Raw genomic sequence first — 19,133 nt, forward strand, 5'->3', positions numbered from 1 at the left:
ATGTTTTTAAGCATCCTAAGAGAGGAGGTATCAGGTGAATTATCAAGAATTTGAAATGAAACAGCCCATCCTCCATACCCCACGCTTAAAACTTCGTAAAATAACCTTAGCAGACCTTCCAGCTATGTTTGCTTACACTTCCTTGGATGAGGTGACAAAGTATTTACCATTTGATACGCACAAACGTGTAGAAGATACAAAGCTATTTATTGATTATGTTCTAGATCAATACACAAATTGCAGGTTAGCACCTTGGGCAATTGAACTACAATCAACAAATACGTTTTTAGGTACGATCGAATATGTATTTTGGGAACAAGAGAATAACACAGCGGAAATAGCATTCGTTCTATCCAATCATTATTGGGGAAGAGGCATCATAACCGAGGCTGCAAGAGAAGTTATTCGATTTGGATTTGAGGAGATGGACTTAGAACGGGTTCAAGCTAGATGTTTTAATGCGAATATTGCCTCCCAAAGAGTCTTAACAAAAAATGGGTTCCAATTCGAAGGTACGCTGCGGAAGCGCTTATTTAGTAAAGGAAAACAACAGGATATTCGGGTGTATTCCTTATTAAGGCAAGAATACAGTATGTAAAATAAGAAAATCTTACGTACTCCTAGTTTTCTCCATTAGCCCATAAAAGTTCGAGAACATGCGGTGATAATAGCTGCCTGTCAGAGATGAAGCAGATTGCCTTCCATCTAGCCAGGGTGAACAAGGTGAAGAAGATACTTTTTCTGTCTTAAGGAACTGTAAAAGGGCGAATGCCCTTCTCCTAAAAAGCTATTCTATGAAAACAATTGTTGGAATAGGGGTAACTGTTTTCATTTCTTCGTAATATTCATACCAACACGTTTGCCGATAAGAGAAAGTGTTACGATCTGATATTTTGCTTGGACTGTTCAAGTTTGATCGGAATGATGCTTGATTTATCTTTTAGCATATCTTGTACTCCCTTGGTATTACCAAATAGCTGTAAAAGAGAGAAAAGCAACCAGGTAGTAGATTAACCATTCTGGTTGCTTTTTTTATCCATTATACAGTTTTAGGTGTTAATCCAAAGCAGCGTTTATAAATCCATTTGTAATCTTTTTCAGTTAAATCACGCGGATTCCCAACTGTTTGTGGATCTTTCATTGCTTCTTTAGATAAGCGGTCAATCATATCAGGAGCTACTCCCTGTTCTTCAAGAGAAGGGATATCTAAATCTTCAGCTAAGCGATACATTTCATTAACAGCTGCTTTAGCAGCCTCTTCGGTTGTCATATGGAATGTATCCACTCCAAGCGCTTGAGCAATACGAGCGAATTTATCTGGGTGCCCTTTCCAGTTATATTCCATTACTGGTCCCATCATTGTTGCAACACATTGTCCATGTGCAACTGGAATAATGCCACCTAACGTTTGTGACATTGCATGTGCTGCTCCAGCAGATTCACTTCCATAGGAAAGTCCAGCTAGCATTGCAGCTTGTGCCATACCATAGCGTGCTTCTAAATCTCCACCATCTGCATATGCACGGCGGATATATTTACCTACGTATTCCACGGCCATTAATGCAACCGCATCTGTTACTGGTTGAGCAAAATGCATAGTATAGCATTCGATTGCATGAGCCAATGCATCAATTCCTGTCATTGCTGTTACATGTGGAGGCATGGATACATGTAATTCTGGATCAAGGATAGTGAGATGTGCAGCGATTAATGGCCCGCCTGTATTGAATTTAAACTCGCGTTCTTCATCGGTAATTACTGCCCATTGAGTAACTTCTGATCCTGTTCCAGCAGTTGTTGGAATGGTGGTCAAAGGTGGGATACGATTTTCTAATGGTTTTTTCCCTTCCGCCGCTTCGTAATCTAGCACACTACCTTCATGAGTTGCTTCTACACCAATACCTTTCGCAGTATCCATAGAGCTTCCTCCACCAACAGCGACTAAGCCATTACATCCTTCATCTTTAAATACTTTTGATCCTTCAGCTATTAGGCGTACAGGTGGGTTTGGTTCTACTTTATTAAAAACGACAACTTCAATTCCAGCTTCCTTTAGATGCTTCTCTACTGGTTGAGTTACTCCTGCTTTATAGATTCCAGGGTCTGTTACTAGAAGTGCTTTGGTTACACCAAGATTTTTTACTTCTTCACCAATATGTTTGATTGCCCCGATCCCATGCTTAATTGCTGTAGGAATTTCAAATGTATGGAAATTATGCATATGTTCGATTTTCATATTTAAACTCATTATTATATTCCTCCTTAAAGATTAGAACCAATTCATTGCTTCAGGTTTTAAATTTTGAAAAATATGTTTCGTTTCTTGATATTCTTCTAATCCAGCTTTTCCAAGTTCACGTCCGATTCCAGATTGTTTAAATCCGCCCCAAGGTGCATGTGGGAAATAAAGGTTGAATTCGTTAATCCAAACTGTCCCCATCCGCATTTTAGCAACACATCGTTCTGCTTTGGCAATATCATTCGTCCAAACTCCGCCAGATAGACCATAAATAGAATCATTTGCTAGAGTAATAGCTTCTGCTTCGGTTTGGAAAGTTTCTACTGTAATAACAGGCCCAAATCCTTCTTCCTGAACCACATGCATCTCCGTTGTACAATTTGTAAGTACAGTTGGAAGATAGAAAAAACCTTGTTGCAGTGCTGGGTTATTCGGACGTTTTCCACCTACTGCCACAGTAGCACCTTCTTGCTTTCCCGTTTCCACATAATGAATTACTTTATTTAAATGTTCTTCAGAAATTAATGGACCCATTTGCGTATTCTTATCAAAACCGCTACCTAATTTAATGTTTTCGACCCGTTGAACTAGCTTCTCAATAAACTTGTCATGAATGGTTTCTTCAACAATTAGTCTTGTTCCCGCAGAACAAATTTGCCCGGCGTGAAAGTACACCGCATTTAATGCTTGATCAACTGCAGTATCAAAGTCAGCATCTGCAAAGATAATATTTGGATTCTTTCCACCCAGTTCCAGTGCTATGTTTTTTACATTCGCACTTGCTGCTTGCATAATCTTTTTCCCAGTAGCAATGCCACCAGTAAATGATATAAGGTCTACTTCCTCATTAGCAGATAACTCCGCACCAACGGATTCGCCTGGTCCAAGAATTAAATTAATGACCCCAGATGGAACTCCAGCTTCTTCCATTAATTCGAATACTTTCACTGTAGTTAATGGTGTGATTTCACTTGGTTTCATAATAAGTGTATTTCCTGCGACTAATGCTGGTGCTAGTTTCCAAGATGCTTGTAATAGTGGATAATTCCATGGCGTGATTTGCCCACAAACGCCAACGGGCTCATGTACCACTTTACTTATCGTATTTGGTATAGGAGAGTCAATGATTTCTCCTCCGTTTTTATCTGCAAGTTGAGCATAATAACGAAAGACTCCAGCAATATCTTCCATATCGCCGCGGCTCTCCTCAACGGTTTTTCCAGTGTCGAGGGATTCCAGCTTAGCTAATTCTTCTTTGTCTCTTTCAATTAATTCTGCAATGATATGAACAATATGTCCCCGTTCTGTTGCAGGGGTTGCAGCCCATTTCCCAGAATCAAACGCTTCCCTCGCTGCATTAATCGCTGCCTTTGTGTCAGTTTCATCACTTTCCGTAACGGTAGCAATGATTTCTTGATTAAAAGGATTAATGATGTCTCTCGTGGCATTTGAATGGGAAGCTACCCATTCACCATTAATATAATTTTTTTTGAAGTCCAAAGGGAAAAAACCTCCTTCATCCGTTAATTTTGTTAAATAATTATTTAACGTTTTGAACAAATTAAATGTAACATGGGGAGCAATAGATGTCAAAATGAAACCTTAGTTGTTCATTTAAGGGAATAGTAAGGTTCGTATAGTATAGGATCTACTTTATGTTTTTCATATTTGTTAGATTTTTTTATTTGAATAAGTAAGCCCCGCTTTTGTAGTGCATACGGCGTCGGATTTGTAATATAAATAGTTGACATATATTGAGGATACGTTAACATTAAGTTTGTAAAAAAAATATTTAATATATTAAATTTATTAAAAGTAGGAGGTGAAGATGAATGGCAGCTTCAAATGATGACATGGCTAGGGAGAAGCTGGAAGAGGCCAAGGGATATGTCATTGAAACCATTGCTGAAACAATGGATGTCTATGGTGTAACACCAGCAGCAGGAAAGTTATATGCAACCATGTATTTCAAAGACCAAATGAATCTCGATGAAATGCGGGAGGAACTTGGAATGAGCAAGCCAAGTATGAGTACTAGTGTACGCAAACTTCAAGAAAACGAGATGGTGAAGAAAAAGTTCCAACGCGGTTCTAGAAAGCACACATATGCAGCTGAAAAAGATTTCTTTCATTCCTTTATGTCCTATTTCTGTCAAATGTGGGACCGTGAAGCAAAAATGAATATGGAAGCTATAAAGCAAGCTGAATTTGAACTTGATCAGATATTTGAAGATGAAAATGTGTCGTCAGAGTTAGTTGATGAAGCACGAAAGATCTATGAGCTGCTTGATCAATCAAAAGTGTATTACCGATGGCTTGAACGTTTAGTTGCGAGTATTCGATCTGAGGAAATATATGAGTTTCTGCCGAAAGATCCAGAAGATAAAAATACGTAATGGGGAGAGGATTAGACTATTTATGCGTTTCATTAAAAGTAAACTTCTAGTTATAGGATTAGCAATCGTTGTAGTATTAGCAGCATGTGGAGATAGTACAAATTCAAATTCTGAGAACTCAAACGAAGATACCTCTGAAGATAAAGGTACCATTGAAATGGCTCAAATAAATTGGGCTGAGAATATCGCCGTATCTAATATGTGGAAGGTCATCTTAGAAGATCAAGGATATAAAGTGAATTTGAACTTGCTTGATATGGGTACCATTATGAAAGCTTTGGCGGAAGATGAATTGGATATCAATTTAGAAGTATGGTTACCAGTTCAAGATCAGGCATATTTGCAGCAGTATAAAGATGAGGTATTCTTTTCGGAAGAAACTTGGTATGACAACGCTAAAGTTGGTCTTGTCGTTCCAACATACTTAGAAGATATTAATAGTATTGAGGATCTGAATAAAAATAAAGAAATGTTTGAAGGGGAAATAACAGGTTTTGATCCTGGTGCTGGAACCATGGAAGTTACGGAGGAACTAATTAAAGACTATAATTTGGATTATGAATTGGTTCCTAGCTCTGAACCTGCTATGATTACGGAAATTGATCAGGCAATTAAAAACGAAGAGCCAATTGTTGCACCATTATGGAGTCCGCATCGTGTTTTCTCACAGTATGATCTGAAATATCTAGACGATCCTAAAGAGGTATATGGTGGCGTCGAAAAAATTCATCATGCGACCCGTCAAGGCTTTGCTGATGATTTTCCAGAAGTGAGTCAATGGATGAAAAACTGGAAAATGGATGATGATGCAGTTGGAGAATTAATGACCTATGTCAAAGATGCAGAAGAGCCAATTGATGGTGCAAGAAAATGGGTAGAAGAAAATCAGGACTTGGTAAATGAATGGTTGAATAAATAGATATACAAGGATAGTTAGCTGTCGAGGGATTGGCAGCTTTTCTTGTATAAAACTGAGGTGCACGTTGACCATCGTATTTCGTCCGTTTGACTTATTGACTTTTTGAACAAATTACAATTATTCTATTATTTATAAAATGATGGCTATAGTAGAGGAGCGTTTACGATGGAAAGGGAGAATTTTATTCAAGATCGTTTATTGAAAGAATTCGATGTTCAATTAAATCATAGTGGTATATCTGGTGAACGTATAGCTCAACGTATTAATGAATTGGCTACTATTGGGCGTACAGAAGATGATGGATCCAATCGGGTGGGTTACTCGGAAGAAGAGGTTCAAGCACAAAATCGAGTAGCTGGATGGATGCGTGATGCTGGACTTCAAGTAAGAAGAGATGGGGCCGGTAATTTAATTGGTAGATGGGAAGGAAAAGATCCTACATTACCAGCAATAATGAGTGGCTCGCACGTTGACAGTGTTCCAAATGGTGGACACTTTGATGGCACCCTTGGAGTTCTTGCTGCATTAGAAGTAGCTGAGGCATGGAAGCATACAAATTATCAGCCTATTCGATCTTATGAAGTGGTTGTATTTGCTGATGAAGAGGGTTCGCGTTTTAATGGTGGATTGAATGGTAGTGAAGGAATGATTGGTAATCAAAATCTGGAAGAAAAAAAGAAGCTAACGGATAAGGAAGGATATTGTTTCGAAGAAGTTCTTAACCAGAATCATTTAAGTATCTCAAGTTATCAATCTGCCAAACGAGATATGAATGAAGTTGAAATGTTTGTTGAAGTACATATAGAGCAGGGCAAGCGTTTAGAAAAGCAAGGGATCCCTTGTGGTATTGTGACTGGAATTGCAGGTCCATGTTGGTTAGAAGTTACCTTTATTGGAGATGCTGGTCATGCAGGAAACACCCCTATGGATGATCGCAAAGATGCTTTGGTTGCAGCTAGTAAGTTTATCTATGAAGTCAATCAATTGCCACGTCAAATAAATGACTCTGCAGTCGCTACTGTAGGTAAACAGTTCGTTGAGCCTAATGGCGTTAATGTTATACCAGGAAAAGTGACGTTGTATGTCGATATAAGGGATATTTATCAAGATACAAGAGATGCATTAGTAAATCAGGTATTGGATTTGGCGGAAGAAATTTCAAAATCTTTTCATATTACTTATCATTATCTAGAAAAAACCAGATTTAAACCAATTCCAATTCAAGAAGAAAAGCAACAGCTATTGGCAGAATGTATGGAAGAAGTAGGTGTTAAGCCTTATCGACTACCAAGTGGAGCAGGCCATGATGCGATGATCATAGGAAGACATGTGCCAATTGCGATGATTTTTGTGCAAAGTAAGGACGGAATTAGCCATAATCCCTTAGAATGGTCGAAGTTAAATGACTGTGTACAATCCGTACATGTTTTAAAGAGATTTATCGAAAAGGTACAGTAAGAATGATAAATAATGAAAGAGGTCTTTCAGATAGGAAAGACCTCTTTCTCATAATAATCCATCTTGTTCAAAAAGAAAATTATATGGGATATCGATGAAAATATATAGATGGTCAGAAATAGGGTGAGAATAGGTTCTGATTCGTTCATCTTTTTCAATATCTGTATATAAATCGGACAAGATTCCCTTTTTTTCCATATTCATACGAACGATATTTTCAAAGAAATATGGTCGCCAACTCCAGTTTTTTTGTCTGCCTTCTGCATATAAATACCAACTGCCATCTTCATCCTTCTCTGCATTAGAAGATAATTGAAACCCTGCTTCATTACAAATATAAACTCGAAATGTAAAATCATTACAATCGGATGCAATGGTAAGAATGGTTTCGTCATATGGATCATCTGGATTTATTTTCTTTAAAGTTGTTTTTAGTTGTTCATTAATTGTTTCAGTTAAATCAAGTTGGGCTTTCATTTTCTTTCGCTCAAATGTAATAAAATGATGGAAGTCTTTTTTTACCTTATCCTTACAGTTGTCAGCTGCGATAAAACCAGGCTGCGTTTTTACTAAATAGTTTCCTTGATAATAACGACCACCATTTCTCCAAGCATAATTTAATTGTTGAAATGTAGCTATCCCTTTAAACAATAACGTTGCCCCAATCTTACGTGAAAGCATGGACAATAAATGGTGCACATCTTGATATAGTTGAGGCAAGTCATCATCTTGGAGAAAAGCAACATCAACTTTAATAATATTTGGTTTGATAATGGTTAGTTTATCCAAATTGCCATTTTGTTGACCAACATTATCAATTGCAATTTGTATCCCATATGTTTGAATATACGCAAACAGATGTTTTAGCTCATCAATGTGGCTTGTTACAAAAGATTCGATAAACTGCAGTACAATGTTATTTAGAAGAAGGCCCTGCTCCACATAACCATCCAGCAGTGCTATCATACTGTCTCCATTATCTTTTAAAAGTAATTTGGCATCATAATGAATAAATAAATATTGAGATTGATTTGTAGTTATATATTTATCTAGTACTTTATGAAGTACAGCATTACTAAGCTCTAAACGGAATTCGCTAGGAATGGATTCATCCTGAGCAAACCAACACAGGTTATGTAATTCTTTATCTTCTGTTTGAAAGTACGGTTTTACTTCATAGCCTATAATTAATTGATTTTCTGCACTTATAATCGGATCGAAGTATGGAACGATCTGATCAAGCTTCATCATGATATCTAGTGGGTCCATACAAGTCAACTCCATTATTATCCTTTATACGTACATTATAGCATGTATGGTGTTAACTTCTCATTAGATGAACTAATATTGGTTCCCTAAAAAGAGAGGTGTACTTACCTCTCTATTATTTAGGCTGGTTCAAAATAAAGAGCTCCGGTAAAGGCAAAGGAATTATTTTCTGCTGTCGTGGCTCCAACAACTTCTTGTAACCCACAGATTAATAATCGACCGCCTGCTGAGAATGAGACATTTGGCGTGAAGTGGCAGTTAGAATCGTATCTGCAGGAGTCCTAAATATCCATTTATACTTAATGTTTTTGCTGCAGTTACAGGTATAAAAGTTATGGCACCAGTTAATCCAGTTTAATTAACATTATTATAAATCTCATTGATAATTTTTCCACTATCTTGTTTTCCACAACTACAATTGTTCTTCTGTTGGTTACATTTATTGCAATAATTATGCCGCTTTTTTCGATGTTCATGTTTACAATACATACAATTGTATGTATTCGCCGCACAATCACAATTTTTATTTTTATATTTTGGGTATCGATCATTCATATACATATATGTCTACTCCAATTCTACATAAGGTTATTCTCCTATAAAATATGAAAGACTAGACGAATTCGTATCAATCAATAACCTATGTTTTTATGAAAAGTTGAAGGATTTACCAAGATAGAAAACACCATTTAGAAAAAGCTAAATGGTGTTTTCGAAAAATTATTTTATGATAATCTGTGAATGGACCAAACAGTTGCTGTATCAGAGGTTCCACCAAGGTCTAGGTTAATAGTTAAACCATCTGCTTGATAAAACATAGCAACTACATCGCCTGCATTTAATTCTAAGTCTCCTTCTAAAGTGACTTGCCCACTTCCTAGTAATGCTCTTAATGTTAATACTAAAGCAACGTTTACGTTTAATACTGGGAATAAACCAGTTATTAAATCCGTGACAGTAGGAGACGTCCGCTGAACAACAATTGCCGGGTTAATTCCTGCGCCTAATGATACAGTAATTGCCGCCGTTGTAGAATAGCTTATTACAGCCTTTATCGAATATCTACCTGTTACAGGGACAGTATATTCACCTGCTACAGGGTCAAAGTCAGGTGAGGTATAGAACGGACTAGCAACAGACCAGTCTTCTAACTGGGTATCTGCAGTTACTGATGAAGGTGCTCTGTTTGCAGAGAACCCAGTAGCAGTTACGATATCGCCGGTAGGCCCTGTATCGCCGGTAGTTCCCGTGGCGCCAGTCGTACCCGTAGGTCCAGTAGCACCCGTCGCGCCGGTAGGTCCTTGCAGGCCAGTAGGTCCGGTGGAGCCTGTGATGCTATCCCCAGTGGCCCCCGTATCGCCTGTATCTCCCGTCGCGCCGGTAGGTCCTTGAGCGCCAGTAGGTCCAGTAGGTCCGGTGGAGCCTGTGATGCTATCCCCAGTGGCCCCCGTATCGCCGGTATCTCCTGTCACGCCTGTCGGTCCTTGAGCGCCAGTAGGTCCAGTAGAGCCTGTAATACTATCCCCAGTGGTTCCAGTTGCGCCGGTATCTCCCGTCGCGCCGGTAGGTCCTTGCAGGCCAGTAGGTCCGGTAGAGCCTGTGATGCTATCCCCAGTGGCTCCGGTAGGGCCAGTAATTCCCTCAAAAATTAGCTCGTAGGAACCTGGATTATCATTCGGATTGCCTGAAGGAGGTGCAACGATAACACGATAAATTCGTCCATTATAGGAAATGATATCACCAATTTGATAATTTCCTACGTCATTCGGATCATAAGGAATAACATCACTAAAACCAGGTCCAGTTACTCCAGTAGGACCAGTAGGTCCAGTAACACCAAAGTCACCGGTTATCCCAGTAAACCCTCCTACATAACCCCAGGGAAAGAATGAATTATTAATTTCATTTATTATGGTTCCACTAATCTCGTCACAACAACATCTATCTGGTTGTCTATTGCATTTATAACAGAAATCAGGTTCATCATTATGTTCTCTATCATGGTCGTGATGATTATCATTGAAATGTCTACAATATCTACAATTATGTTTATTTGCCTTACAATTGCATCTTCGTCTATGAAAAGGTGGATGTTTAGATCTAGACATTGTCATTTCTCCCTTATTAAAAATTGGCTCCTATATCGTATTAAAATTCAATTACGATAGATTATTATACCAACCCAATTTAGGAGTTTTATTGAAAATAGGCTAAATGAATTGTATATATGTATTTGACTAAAACGCTTTCTTATGGTAAATTACTTTCAAATGAAATCATATATATGAATTAAAATCACATATATAAATTGAGGAGATGCTATGTCAGTAAAATCTGCGAAACGAGTACTTGAGATTTTTGAAGTATTGTCTCATTATCAGCAAGGCTTAACGATTAAAGAAATTAGTGTGAAGTTAGAAATGCCACAAAGTAGTACTTTTAACTTGTTAAGGACATTAAAAGAAGAAGGTTATGTACGACAAGACCTTCAAAAAAAATACCGATTAGGAGAAAAATTGATTCCTATTGGCACAAGTGCAATGGAATCTTTAGATATTTATTCCATCGGTTTGCCTTATCTTCAGCGGTTAATGGAATCGGTTCAAGAAACCATCTTTATGGCTGTATTATCTGAGGATGAGTTAGTGTACATTGCAAAAATAGATACAAATCGATCTATCCGTACTACGGCACAGCCTGGATATAGGAAACCGTTGTATTGTACAGGTCTAGGAAAAACTTTCTTGGCTTTTATGGCAGAGGATAATAAGAATCAGTTGTTAAATCAAATGGAATTAAAGCCGATTACTGCTCGAACGGTTACAGAACGAAACGAGCTGGAGAAACAACTAAAATTATTTCAAAAATTGGGTTACAGTATTGATGATGAAGAAAATGAGGAAGGCCTATATTGTTTAGCTGCACCAATTTACGGTAGTAATCAGGGAATTATGGCTGCTATTAGTGTAGCTGGACCTAAGCAACGCATGCAAGTACGGACAGAAATGATTATAGAGGAATTGAAAAAAACTGCTCGGCGTATATCAAAAGGAATTGGTTATTCGGGATAGTGAACAGGAAGGAGGTTTCAAATTTGGATGTTGTTGCAATTGGTGAAACGATGGTATCCCTTACACCTGAAAAGGCGGGATTGATGAGGCATGCAGATTCTTTTATTCCAAAAGTTGCTGGTGCTGAAACAAATACATTGATTGGACTTAGTAGATTAGGTCACTCTACTGGTTGGATAAGTAGATTAGGAGAAGATGAGTTGGGGGCAATGGTTCTTAAAGAGGTGAAGGGAGAAGGTGTAGATACTTCATATGTAGAGTTGGACGCTTCAATTAGTACAGGAATGTTCTTTAAAGAAATAGTAAACGATTCCGATGTACGTGTTTATTATTATCGGAAGGACTCAGCGGCAACTAAGATGAATCCAGAAATTCTTAATAGAGAGTATATTACCAAGGCGAAGTATCTATTTATCTCAGGAATTACGCCTGCTATAAGCAGCACTTGTTGTGACACAATTTTTCAGGCAATTAACATTGCTAAAGATAATGGAGTATGCGTAGTTTTTGATCCCAATATTCGTCGAAAGCTTTGGAGCGAGAAAGAAGCAAAAGAAACATTACTACGATTGATTAAACGTTCTGATATCATCCTCCCAGGCAAGAGTGAAGGAGCATTTTTATTTGGAACGGAAGACAGTGAACAAATTAGTAATGCCTGTATGCAATTAGGGGCAAAGTTAACTGTGGTCAAATTAGGGGAAGAAGGCGCCTATTTTCAATCATTAGAGGAAAAAGGGTATGTTCCAGGGTTCCCTATATCAAGAGTTGTAGATCCGGTCGGTGCTGGAGATGGATTTACCGCAGGCTTATTATCAGGCTTATTAGATGGATTGTCGTCTAGAGATGCAGTAGAAAGAGCGTGTATAACAGGTGCAATTGCTACAACAGTTTCAGGAGATTATGAAGGACTTCCAGACAGAAAATTGTTAAAGGAAATACAGCGTAATGATAAGCGAGAAGATGTCAATCGATAATAGGAGTGAAAACATGAATACATTTCAATGGATTAAGAAGGAGAAATTGATAGCGATTATTCGTGGCTATAATACAGCTGACGCTTTAGCTATTGCCAAAGCTCTTTATGAAGGTGGAATTACAACACTTGAAGTAACGCTAAATAGTGAATCTCCTCTCCAAACAATTGAAAAAATAAGAAATGAATTGGGCAATGAAGTTAAGGTTGGGGCTGGGACGGTTCTAGACTCTGAGTCCGCAAGATTGGCTTTATCAGCCGGAGCGCAATTCATATTATCTCCGTCCTTAGATATTGATTCGATCAAATTAACAAAACGATATGGTGCAGTTAGTATCCCTGGAGCATTTACCCCTACAGAAATTGTTACAGCATTTCAAGAAGGAGCAGATATTATTAAAGTGTTTCCTGCGTCTTCATTGGGACCTAATTATATAAAGGATCTACAGGGCCCATTACCTCAATTAAAGCTTTTACCTACTGGAGGAATAACGCTTGAAAATGTCGCATCGTTTATTCAGAAAGGGGCTATAGGAGTAGGACTAGGAAGTGCATTAATTCCTAATACGTGTGAAGTGACAGCAGACTATTTATCTACTGTTACAAAAAAGGCAAGCGCTTTTACAGGTGAGATAACAAAATAAAAGGTTAGGAGGATAAAAATGAAAATAACCAATTATAGACTATATCAAGTACCGCCTCGTTGGCTTTTCTTAAAAATAGAAACGGATGAAGGAATTGTTGGTTGGGGCGAACCCGTAATTGAGGGAAGGGCTGCAACGGTAAAAGCCGCTGTGGAAGAATTGATGGAATATTTGATCGGTAAAGATCCACAGCGAATCGAAGATCATTGGAACTTAATGTACCGCTCAGGCTTTTATCGAGGCGGACCAATTCTAATGAGCGCTATTGCGGGTATTGATCAGGCGCTTTGGGATATTAAAGGTAAATTTTATAATGCACCAATCCACCAGCTGCTTGGTGGAGCTTGTCGTGATTCAATTAAAGTATATTCATGGATTGGTGGGGATCGTCCTGCTGATGTAGGGGCAGCTGCCAAAGAAGTAGTAGACCGAGGTTTCCAAGCTGTGAAAATGAATGGAACAGAGGAATTACAGTATGTTGATTCCCATCAGAAAATTGACCAAGTAGTTGAACGATTTGCTGTAGTCAGAGAGGCAGTTGGTCCATATATAGGAATAGGTATTGACTTTCATGGAAGGGTCCATAAACCAATGGCCAAAATTTTAGCAAAAGAACTAGAGCAATTTCGACCAATGTTTATTGAAGAACCTGTGCTTCCAGAAAATAACGAAGCATTACGAGATATTGCTAATCACGTTACAACCCCCATCGCTACAGGAGAGCGGATGTTTTCAAGGTGGCAATTTAAAACAGTTTTAACAGAAGATTATGTAGATATTATCCAACCAGACTTATCACATGCTGGAGGAATTACGGAATGTAAAAAAATTATTTCGATGGCGGAAGCTTTTGATGTTGCAGTTGCACCGCATTGCCCGCTTGGCCCAATCGCACTTGCCGCTTGTTTACAAGTAGACGCAACTTCGCATAATGCTTTTATTCAGGAACAAAGCTTAGGTATTCATTACAATGTTGGCAGTGATTTACTAGATTACATTAGTGATAAAGATGTGTTTAAGTATGAAGAAGGCTTTGTCAAAATACCAAATGGTCCCGGCCTTGGTATTGAAGTTAATGAGCCTCATGTTCAAAAAATGACCGAAGATGCTGAGCACTGGCGAAATCCAGTATGGAGACATCAGGATGGTTCAATAGCAGAATGGTAAAATTACAATACCATTCTGTAATATTATGTAAACGTTAACAAAGAGGGGGAGAAGGAATGACGGATACAACAATGCTCATTTTAGTTACTATATTGGGAATTGCTTTATTATTATTCTTAGTTATGCGTTCCAAACTGCAAGCATTTGTTGCATTATTAATCTCAAGTCTATTTATCGGTATTTTTTCTGGAATGGATCTTACCGAAGTCATCGCTACAATGGAAGAAGGAATGGGTGGAACATTAGGCTTTATAGCTGTTGTTGTTGGCCTTGGTGCGATGTTTGGCGAGATGCTCCGAGTGTCAGGTGGAGCTGAAAGGTTAGCCTTAACATTAATTAAGAAGTTTGGTGAAGGGAAAGTACAGTGGGCATTAGGTCTGACAGGATTTATTGTGGCTATACCAGTATTTTTGGATGTCGCACTAGTTATATTAATTCCAATTGTCTATAGCTTGGCACAAAAAACAAAGAAATCATTACTTTATTTTGGTATTCCGTTATTGGCTGGATTAGCAGTTACTCATAGTTTTGTACCACCTACCCCTGGGCCAATCTCTGTGGCTTCTATCTTAAATGCAGATTTAGGTTGGGTTATTTTGTTTGGTATTCTAGCAGGTGTTCCAGCTATGATTATTGCTGGGCCAATGTTTGGGAAATATATTTCGAAAAAGATACATCTAGAGGCTCCTGCATATATTACTGAAAAGCAATTACAAGAACAAGTAGATAATAATAATAGAGAGCTACCTAGTTTTGGAATGGTTGCAGCTCTTATTATGATTCCACTGGTTTTAATCTTAATTAATACCGTATTTGGACTAGTATTGGAAGAAGGGACATTTGTTCATTCTGCACTTACCTTTATTGGACATCCTTTCGTTGCACTTACGATTTCTACATTATTAACTTTTTATTTTCTTGGTACAAAACGAGGCTATACAAAAGAAGAAGTTCAAAATATTGCTACTAAATCATTGGAGCCTGCTGGGATTATTATTTTAATTACTGGTGCGGGTGGTGTATTTAAACAAACATTAATTGATAGTGGTGTTGGAGATGTATTAGGAGAAATGATGGCAACATCAAGTATGCCATTAGTATTAGTAGCATTTCTAATTTCGACATTTGTACGAGTCGCACAAGGGTCTGCTACTGTTGCAATGATTACTGCTGCTGGATTAATTTCACCAGTTATTAGTATGATGGATGTTTCTCAACCGATGCTTGGATTACTTGTTATTTCAATTGCTAGTGGAGCCACTGTATTCTCTCACGTAAACGATTCTGGTTTCTGGTTAGTAAATAGATTCTTTGGTATGAATGAAAAGCAAACATTAAAAACATGGACCGTGATGGAAACAATTATTGGACTTGTAGGATTCTTAGTAGTATTTGCCATTAGTTTCTTTGTTTAATAGAATAGTAATGATAAAAGGTGGGGGATGATTCCACCTCCTTTTATCATTTATGTGAGTCTGTGTATAGACCATACGGTTGGAGGAGTTGTTGCAGTTCCGATATTTAGGTTAATTGTTAACCCCTCAACTTGATAAAATAAGCCCAGAACATCGTCCGCTGTTAAATTACGCCAGTACTTAAAGTCACAGAAGCACTACCGAGAATTATTCTTAGGTTTAATAAAAGTGCAATAGTAACATTTAATACAGGAAAAAGGCCAGTTACAATAATCGTAACAGTTGGTGATGTCCTCCTAATTACAAAAGATGAATTAACAGCTGCACCAATTTGTGCAGTTATTACTGTTGTTTGATAACTAATGGTGACTTTGATAGAGTATCTTCCGGTAGTAGCGTTAAATCCTGTTCTAGTATAAAAGGACTTGTAACTGTCCAATTTCCTGATTGAGTGGAGGCATTTATTGTCGATTCTGATGTTCTTTGAGCGGAAAATCCTGTAGAAAGTACATTTGGTCCTGTTGATGCTATACTTCCAGTTGCACCTGTGATGCCATTGTTGCCTTGAGAGAAGGGGGAAAAGAGTATGGTATTTATAATATGTTGAGGATTATCATTATCACCATAAAAATTATTATTGTTATCTCTGGGCATGGACATACTCCTTCTTATAATAAGATAATCATTATATCTTATTATAAGAAGGAGTAAAAATGAGTGATATTTCTAATCCTAAATTGAATATTTTAAATGGATTTCAGTACAACATCGATTATTAGAAAATAAAAAAGCCTGTCGATAAAATGCGGACATCCACTCTATCGACAGACAGTGATTACATATCAACTGTTAAGTTATTGGCTCTATTTGTTCTTGCTTTCTTAAAGAATAAGAAGGTGAGAATAATGGTGAAGATAAATCCAATAATGAAAGAAGTGTTCAAGTCTAAACGGAAACCAATTTGTGCGTTTAGAATATAAACAAACACCATATAACTCATGAAAATGGCTGGAACCATAGAAACGAAATAATTCTTACCTTTTACAAATAAATACATGGTTGCTATCCATAATGCGATAACGGCAGTTGCCTGATTTGCCCAAGAAAAGTAGCGCCACAAAATATTAAAATCAATTTTAGTTAAAATATAAGAAACTGTAAATAAAGGAATTGCAATTGCTAATCGATTAAACACTTTTTTCTGACCAATGTTCAAGTAGTCTGCGATAATGGAACGTGCAGCACGAAATGCAGTATCTCCTGATGTAATAGGCAGTACGATAGCTCCTAAAACAGCTACAGTTCCTGCTACAGCACCTAATAAGGTTATTGCGATTTCATTAACGGCAGCAGATGCTGTTCCCTCTGCAATTACTTGACTAAGAGTTTGTCCATCAAATAGACTCATGGCTGCGGCAGCCCATATCATTGCAATAATTGCTTCGGCAATCATCATTCCGTAAAAAATATATCTTCCTTGTGACTCCTTTTGTGTCGTTCTAGAAATTATTGGTGATTGTGTCGCATGGAACCCTGATAATGCTCCACAGGTTATCGTAAAGAATATCATTGGTATAATTGGTAAATGATCCGGGTGCATATTAGTTATCGTCAATTCAGGAATTGTGTAATCAGAAAATACTAACGAAACTCCAATGGCTATTGTCCCAATTAATAAGACAGCGCCTAGAATAGGGTAAATACGTCCAATAATCTTATCAATTGGTAAGATGGTAGACAAGAAGAAATACAGGAAGATGATTCCTAATATAACCCAAAAGGCGACGTTACCATCTAGTAAAATATCAATTAAAGAAGCTGGTGTTGTCACGAAAACGGTTCCAACTAAAATTAATAATAAAAGAGAAAATGCATTTACAATATGTCTGGAAAACTTACCTAGGAAACGGCCTGCTAATTCAGGAATATGTGCTCCTTTATTTCGTATGGATATCATACCGGTCAGATAGTCATGAACGGCTCCAGCAAAAATGGAACCGATTACAATCCATAGAAAAGCAACAGGACCAAATAGAGCGCCCATTATCGGTCCAAATATTGGGCCTGTTCCAGCGATATTAAGCAATTGAATCATTGCGTTCTTTTGTTTATTCATTGGTACGTAGTCTACGCCATCATGATTGGAGTAGGCAGGCGTACTTTTTTCATCTGTTGGTGCAAAAAGTTTATCAATAAATTTACCGTATGTGAAATAAGCAATAATTAGTATAATAATAGATACAATAAACGTAATCATTCGATGCCCTCCTTTGATGTATGCGTTGAAAACGTTTACTATACCTATTATATCTAGTTATTATAAATAATCAAGTCATTTTTTGACGTTCAATAGCGAATTTTAAGGGATTTTGTCAGACTTGGTATTCAGTTAACTATACCATTATAAAGTAGTCCTTCATTAAATTGGATCAGCTTCAATCTATTTGTCTTTTTAATATAGATTGATTTATATTCTTTTTCCCCACTTGTGTTGTTTTCGATTAAGATAACACGTTTGTAAGGATTATCTGCTACTACCTTTAACTCAAATATTTCCAGATCAACGTTTTTTCGTATAATGGGATATTCAGGTAAGTCCTGCAAAGCACTTGTTGTTTTTATTGTTGGCTGAGAAGATTCTTCAGAAACACTTGCTGCAGATTCGTGATTACTGCATGCTGTTAGTAGCAACAAACCACATACAAATACAATAATTTTTTTCATTATTCAATACTCCTTTACACAATGGATGGTTATAACTTATGTGATGTCTAGTTTTTATCTTGATAGTTTTAGAATACGTTTTAACTCTTAGAAAACATTGTGTATTTTATTAGAATTTGCTAAGAATTTGAAGGCTTGGATAAATTGAAAAACAGACCAGATAGGTCTGCTTTAAAATCACCATTTAGGTTTGACTTTTAGTAATATATGTTTTAGTAGGTGGGGCAACATACGCTATAAAGTTTCTAAGTAGGGTTGAGGCATTTTTATCAATGATTACCATATCTCGATGTTTCTTTTCCATAAAATGTTCATCCGTCATATGTTGGAATAATGAAATGAGTGGATCAAAATAGTGATTGATATTTAATAGTCCACAAGGCTTTTGATGAAGGCCGAGTTGCGCCCAGGTGAACACCTCAAAAAATTCTTCTAGTGTTCCGGGACCACCAGGCAATGCGATAAATCCATCAGCAAGCTCTGCCATTTTCATTTTTCGTTCGTGCATAGAATCGACAATAATGAGTTCCGTTAAGCTTGGGTGAGAAATCTCTTTCTCCTTCAAAAATTGAGGCATTACCCCAATAACATGTCCGCCTCCATGTAATACAGCATCAGCAACAGCCCCCATTATCCCTACACTGGCACCACCGTATACAAGAGCAACATTTTGTTCGGCGAGTTTACTTCCAAGTTCTTTTGCCTGTTGAATATAATCCTCTGAAGCACCATTTCTTGATCCGCAAAAAATAGCTAATCTCTTCATTCTATCGCCTCCAATCCATATATAATACTAAGTATATAGGACAAATAATAAGTTGTTAATAGTTCTCTAATCTTATCATGCCAAATACT

The 19,133-nt window shown here is 37.4% G+C and carries 17 protein-coding genes; 9 read left to right on the forward strand and 8 right to left on the reverse strand.

The genetic code is table 11. The annotated features are described in order from the left end of the window. The first annotated feature begins 34 nt into the window (after nucleotides 1–34). Nucleotides 35–598 carry a GNAT family N-acetyltransferase gene (locus tag BN990_RS19070; protein WP_021292446.1) on the forward strand — a complete coding sequence of 188 codons (564 nt, stop codon included), beginning with the start codon at nucleotides 35–37 and terminating at the stop codon, nucleotides 596–598. A gap of 441 nt (nucleotides 599–1,039) precedes the next feature. Here BN990_RS19070 and BN990_RS19075 read toward each other — a convergent pair whose 3' ends face one another. Both BN990_RS19075 and betB read right to left on the reverse strand, forming a co-directional pair. After that, the gene (locus BN990_RS19075) at nucleotides 1,040–2,248 is read right to left on the reverse strand and encodes an iron-containing alcohol dehydrogenase (RefSeq protein ID WP_021292445.1); all 1,209 of its coding nucleotides are present in this window, start codon (nucleotides 2,246–2,248) and stop codon (nucleotides 1,040–1,042) included. Nucleotides 2,249–2,269: 21 nt separating this feature from the next. Continuing rightward, nucleotides 2,270–3,739, reverse strand: a complete 1,470-nt coding sequence (gene betB, locus BN990_RS19080) for a betaine-aldehyde dehydrogenase (protein ID WP_021292444.1) — start codon at nucleotides 3,737–3,739, stop codon at nucleotides 2,270–2,272. Between the two features lie 332 nt (nucleotides 3,740–4,071). Between betB and cudC the strand changes: the two genes are divergently transcribed. The 3 genes from cudC to BN990_RS19095 all read left to right on the forward strand — a co-directional run bounded on the left by cudC (nucleotide 4,072) and on the right by BN990_RS19095 (nucleotide 7,012). Beyond that, nucleotides 4,072–4,635, forward strand: coding sequence for a choline uptake/conversion transcriptional regulator CudC (gene cudC / locus BN990_RS19085; protein WP_021292443.1), 564 nt, complete (start codon nucleotides 4,072–4,074; stop codon nucleotides 4,633–4,635). A gap of 22 nt (nucleotides 4,636–4,657) precedes the next feature. Then, on the forward strand, nucleotides 4,658–5,554 hold the full coding sequence (locus tag BN990_RS19090; protein ID WP_021292442.1) for a glycine betaine ABC transporter substrate-binding protein: 897 nt from the start codon (nucleotides 4,658–4,660) through the stop codon (nucleotides 5,552–5,554). 165 nt (nucleotides 5,555–5,719) lie between these two features. Further along, on the forward strand, nucleotides 5,720–7,012 hold the full coding sequence (locus BN990_RS19095) for a M20 family metallo-hydrolase (RefSeq protein ID WP_021292441.1): 1,293 nt from the start codon (nucleotides 5,720–5,722) through the stop codon (nucleotides 7,010–7,012). Between the two features lie 48 nt (nucleotides 7,013–7,060). On the opposite strand, the gene BN990_RS19100 is transcribed toward BN990_RS19095, so the two are convergent. Beyond that, nucleotides 7,061–8,281 carry an EAL domain-containing protein gene (locus BN990_RS19100; protein ID WP_021292440.1) on the reverse strand — a complete coding sequence of 407 codons (1,221 nt, stop codon included), beginning with the start codon at nucleotides 8,279–8,281 and terminating at the stop codon, nucleotides 7,061–7,063. A 725-nt stretch (nucleotides 8,282–9,006) separates the two neighbouring features. Continuing rightward, a complete protein-coding gene (locus tag BN990_RS23420; protein WP_458647012.1) occupies nucleotides 9,007–10,026 on the reverse strand; it encodes a BclA C-terminal domain-containing protein in 1,020 nt (339 codons plus the stop codon). 576 nt (nucleotides 10,027–10,602) lie between these two features. On the opposite strand from BN990_RS23420, the gene BN990_RS19110 reads away from it, so the two are divergent. From BN990_RS19110 to BN990_RS19130, 5 genes are read left to right on the forward strand one after another with little or no spacing between them, the layout of a single operon-like run. After that, the gene (locus BN990_RS19110) at nucleotides 10,603–11,352 is read left to right on the forward strand and encodes an IclR family transcriptional regulator (protein WP_038246368.1); all 750 of its coding nucleotides are present in this window, start codon (nucleotides 10,603–10,605) and stop codon (nucleotides 11,350–11,352) included. 23 nt (nucleotides 11,353–11,375) lie between these two features. Further along, nucleotides 11,376–12,329 carry a sugar kinase gene (locus tag BN990_RS19115; RefSeq protein WP_021290805.1) on the forward strand — a complete coding sequence of 318 codons (954 nt, stop codon included), beginning with the start codon at nucleotides 11,376–11,378 and terminating at the stop codon, nucleotides 12,327–12,329. A gap of 13 nt (nucleotides 12,330–12,342) precedes the next feature. Further along, nucleotides 12,343–12,972, forward strand: coding sequence for a bifunctional 4-hydroxy-2-oxoglutarate aldolase/2-dehydro-3-deoxy-phosphogluconate aldolase (locus BN990_RS19120; RefSeq protein WP_038246371.1), 630 nt, complete (start codon nucleotides 12,343–12,345; stop codon nucleotides 12,970–12,972). Nucleotides 12,973–12,990: 18 nt separating this feature from the next. Further along, nucleotides 12,991–14,139, forward strand: coding sequence for a galactonate dehydratase (gene dgoD, locus BN990_RS19125; RefSeq protein WP_038246375.1), 1,149 nt, complete (start codon nucleotides 12,991–12,993; stop codon nucleotides 14,137–14,139). Nucleotides 14,140–14,195: 56 nt separating this feature from the next. Further along, nucleotides 14,196–15,554, forward strand: coding sequence for a GntP family permease (locus tag BN990_RS19130; RefSeq protein ID WP_038246378.1), 1,359 nt, complete (start codon nucleotides 14,196–14,198; stop codon nucleotides 15,552–15,554). Nucleotides 15,555–15,896: 342 nt separating this feature from the next. On the opposite strand, the gene BN990_RS22735 is transcribed toward BN990_RS19130, so the two are convergent. The 4 genes from BN990_RS22735 to BN990_RS19150 all read right to left on the reverse strand — a co-directional run bounded on the left by BN990_RS22735 (nucleotide 15,897) and on the right by BN990_RS19150 (nucleotide 19,044). After that, nucleotides 15,897–16,208, reverse strand: coding sequence for a hypothetical protein (locus BN990_RS22735; RefSeq protein WP_021290801.1), 312 nt, complete (start codon nucleotides 16,206–16,208; stop codon nucleotides 15,897–15,899). A 181-nt stretch (nucleotides 16,209–16,389) separates the two neighbouring features. Continuing rightward, the gene (locus tag BN990_RS19140) at nucleotides 16,390–17,811 is read right to left on the reverse strand and encodes a carbon starvation CstA family protein (protein ID WP_021290800.1); all 1,422 of its coding nucleotides are present in this window, start codon (nucleotides 17,809–17,811) and stop codon (nucleotides 16,390–16,392) included. 128 nt (nucleotides 17,812–17,939) lie between these two features. Further along, nucleotides 17,940–18,278, reverse strand: a complete 339-nt coding sequence (locus tag BN990_RS21630; protein ID WP_051739317.1) for a membrane lipoprotein lipid attachment site-containing protein — start codon at nucleotides 18,276–18,278, stop codon at nucleotides 17,940–17,942. Nucleotides 18,279–18,462: 184 nt separating this feature from the next. After that, a complete protein-coding gene (locus BN990_RS19150) occupies nucleotides 18,463–19,044 on the reverse strand; it encodes an LOG family protein (protein WP_021290798.1) in 582 nt (193 codons plus the stop codon). Nucleotides 19,045–19,133 lie beyond the last annotated feature (89 nt).

Origin of the sequence: Virgibacillus salexigens, from assembly GCF_000723585.1 — a bacterium.
Taxonomy (GTDB): domain Bacteria; phylum Bacillota; class Bacilli; order Bacillales; family Amphibacillaceae; genus Virgibacillus; species Virgibacillus salexigens.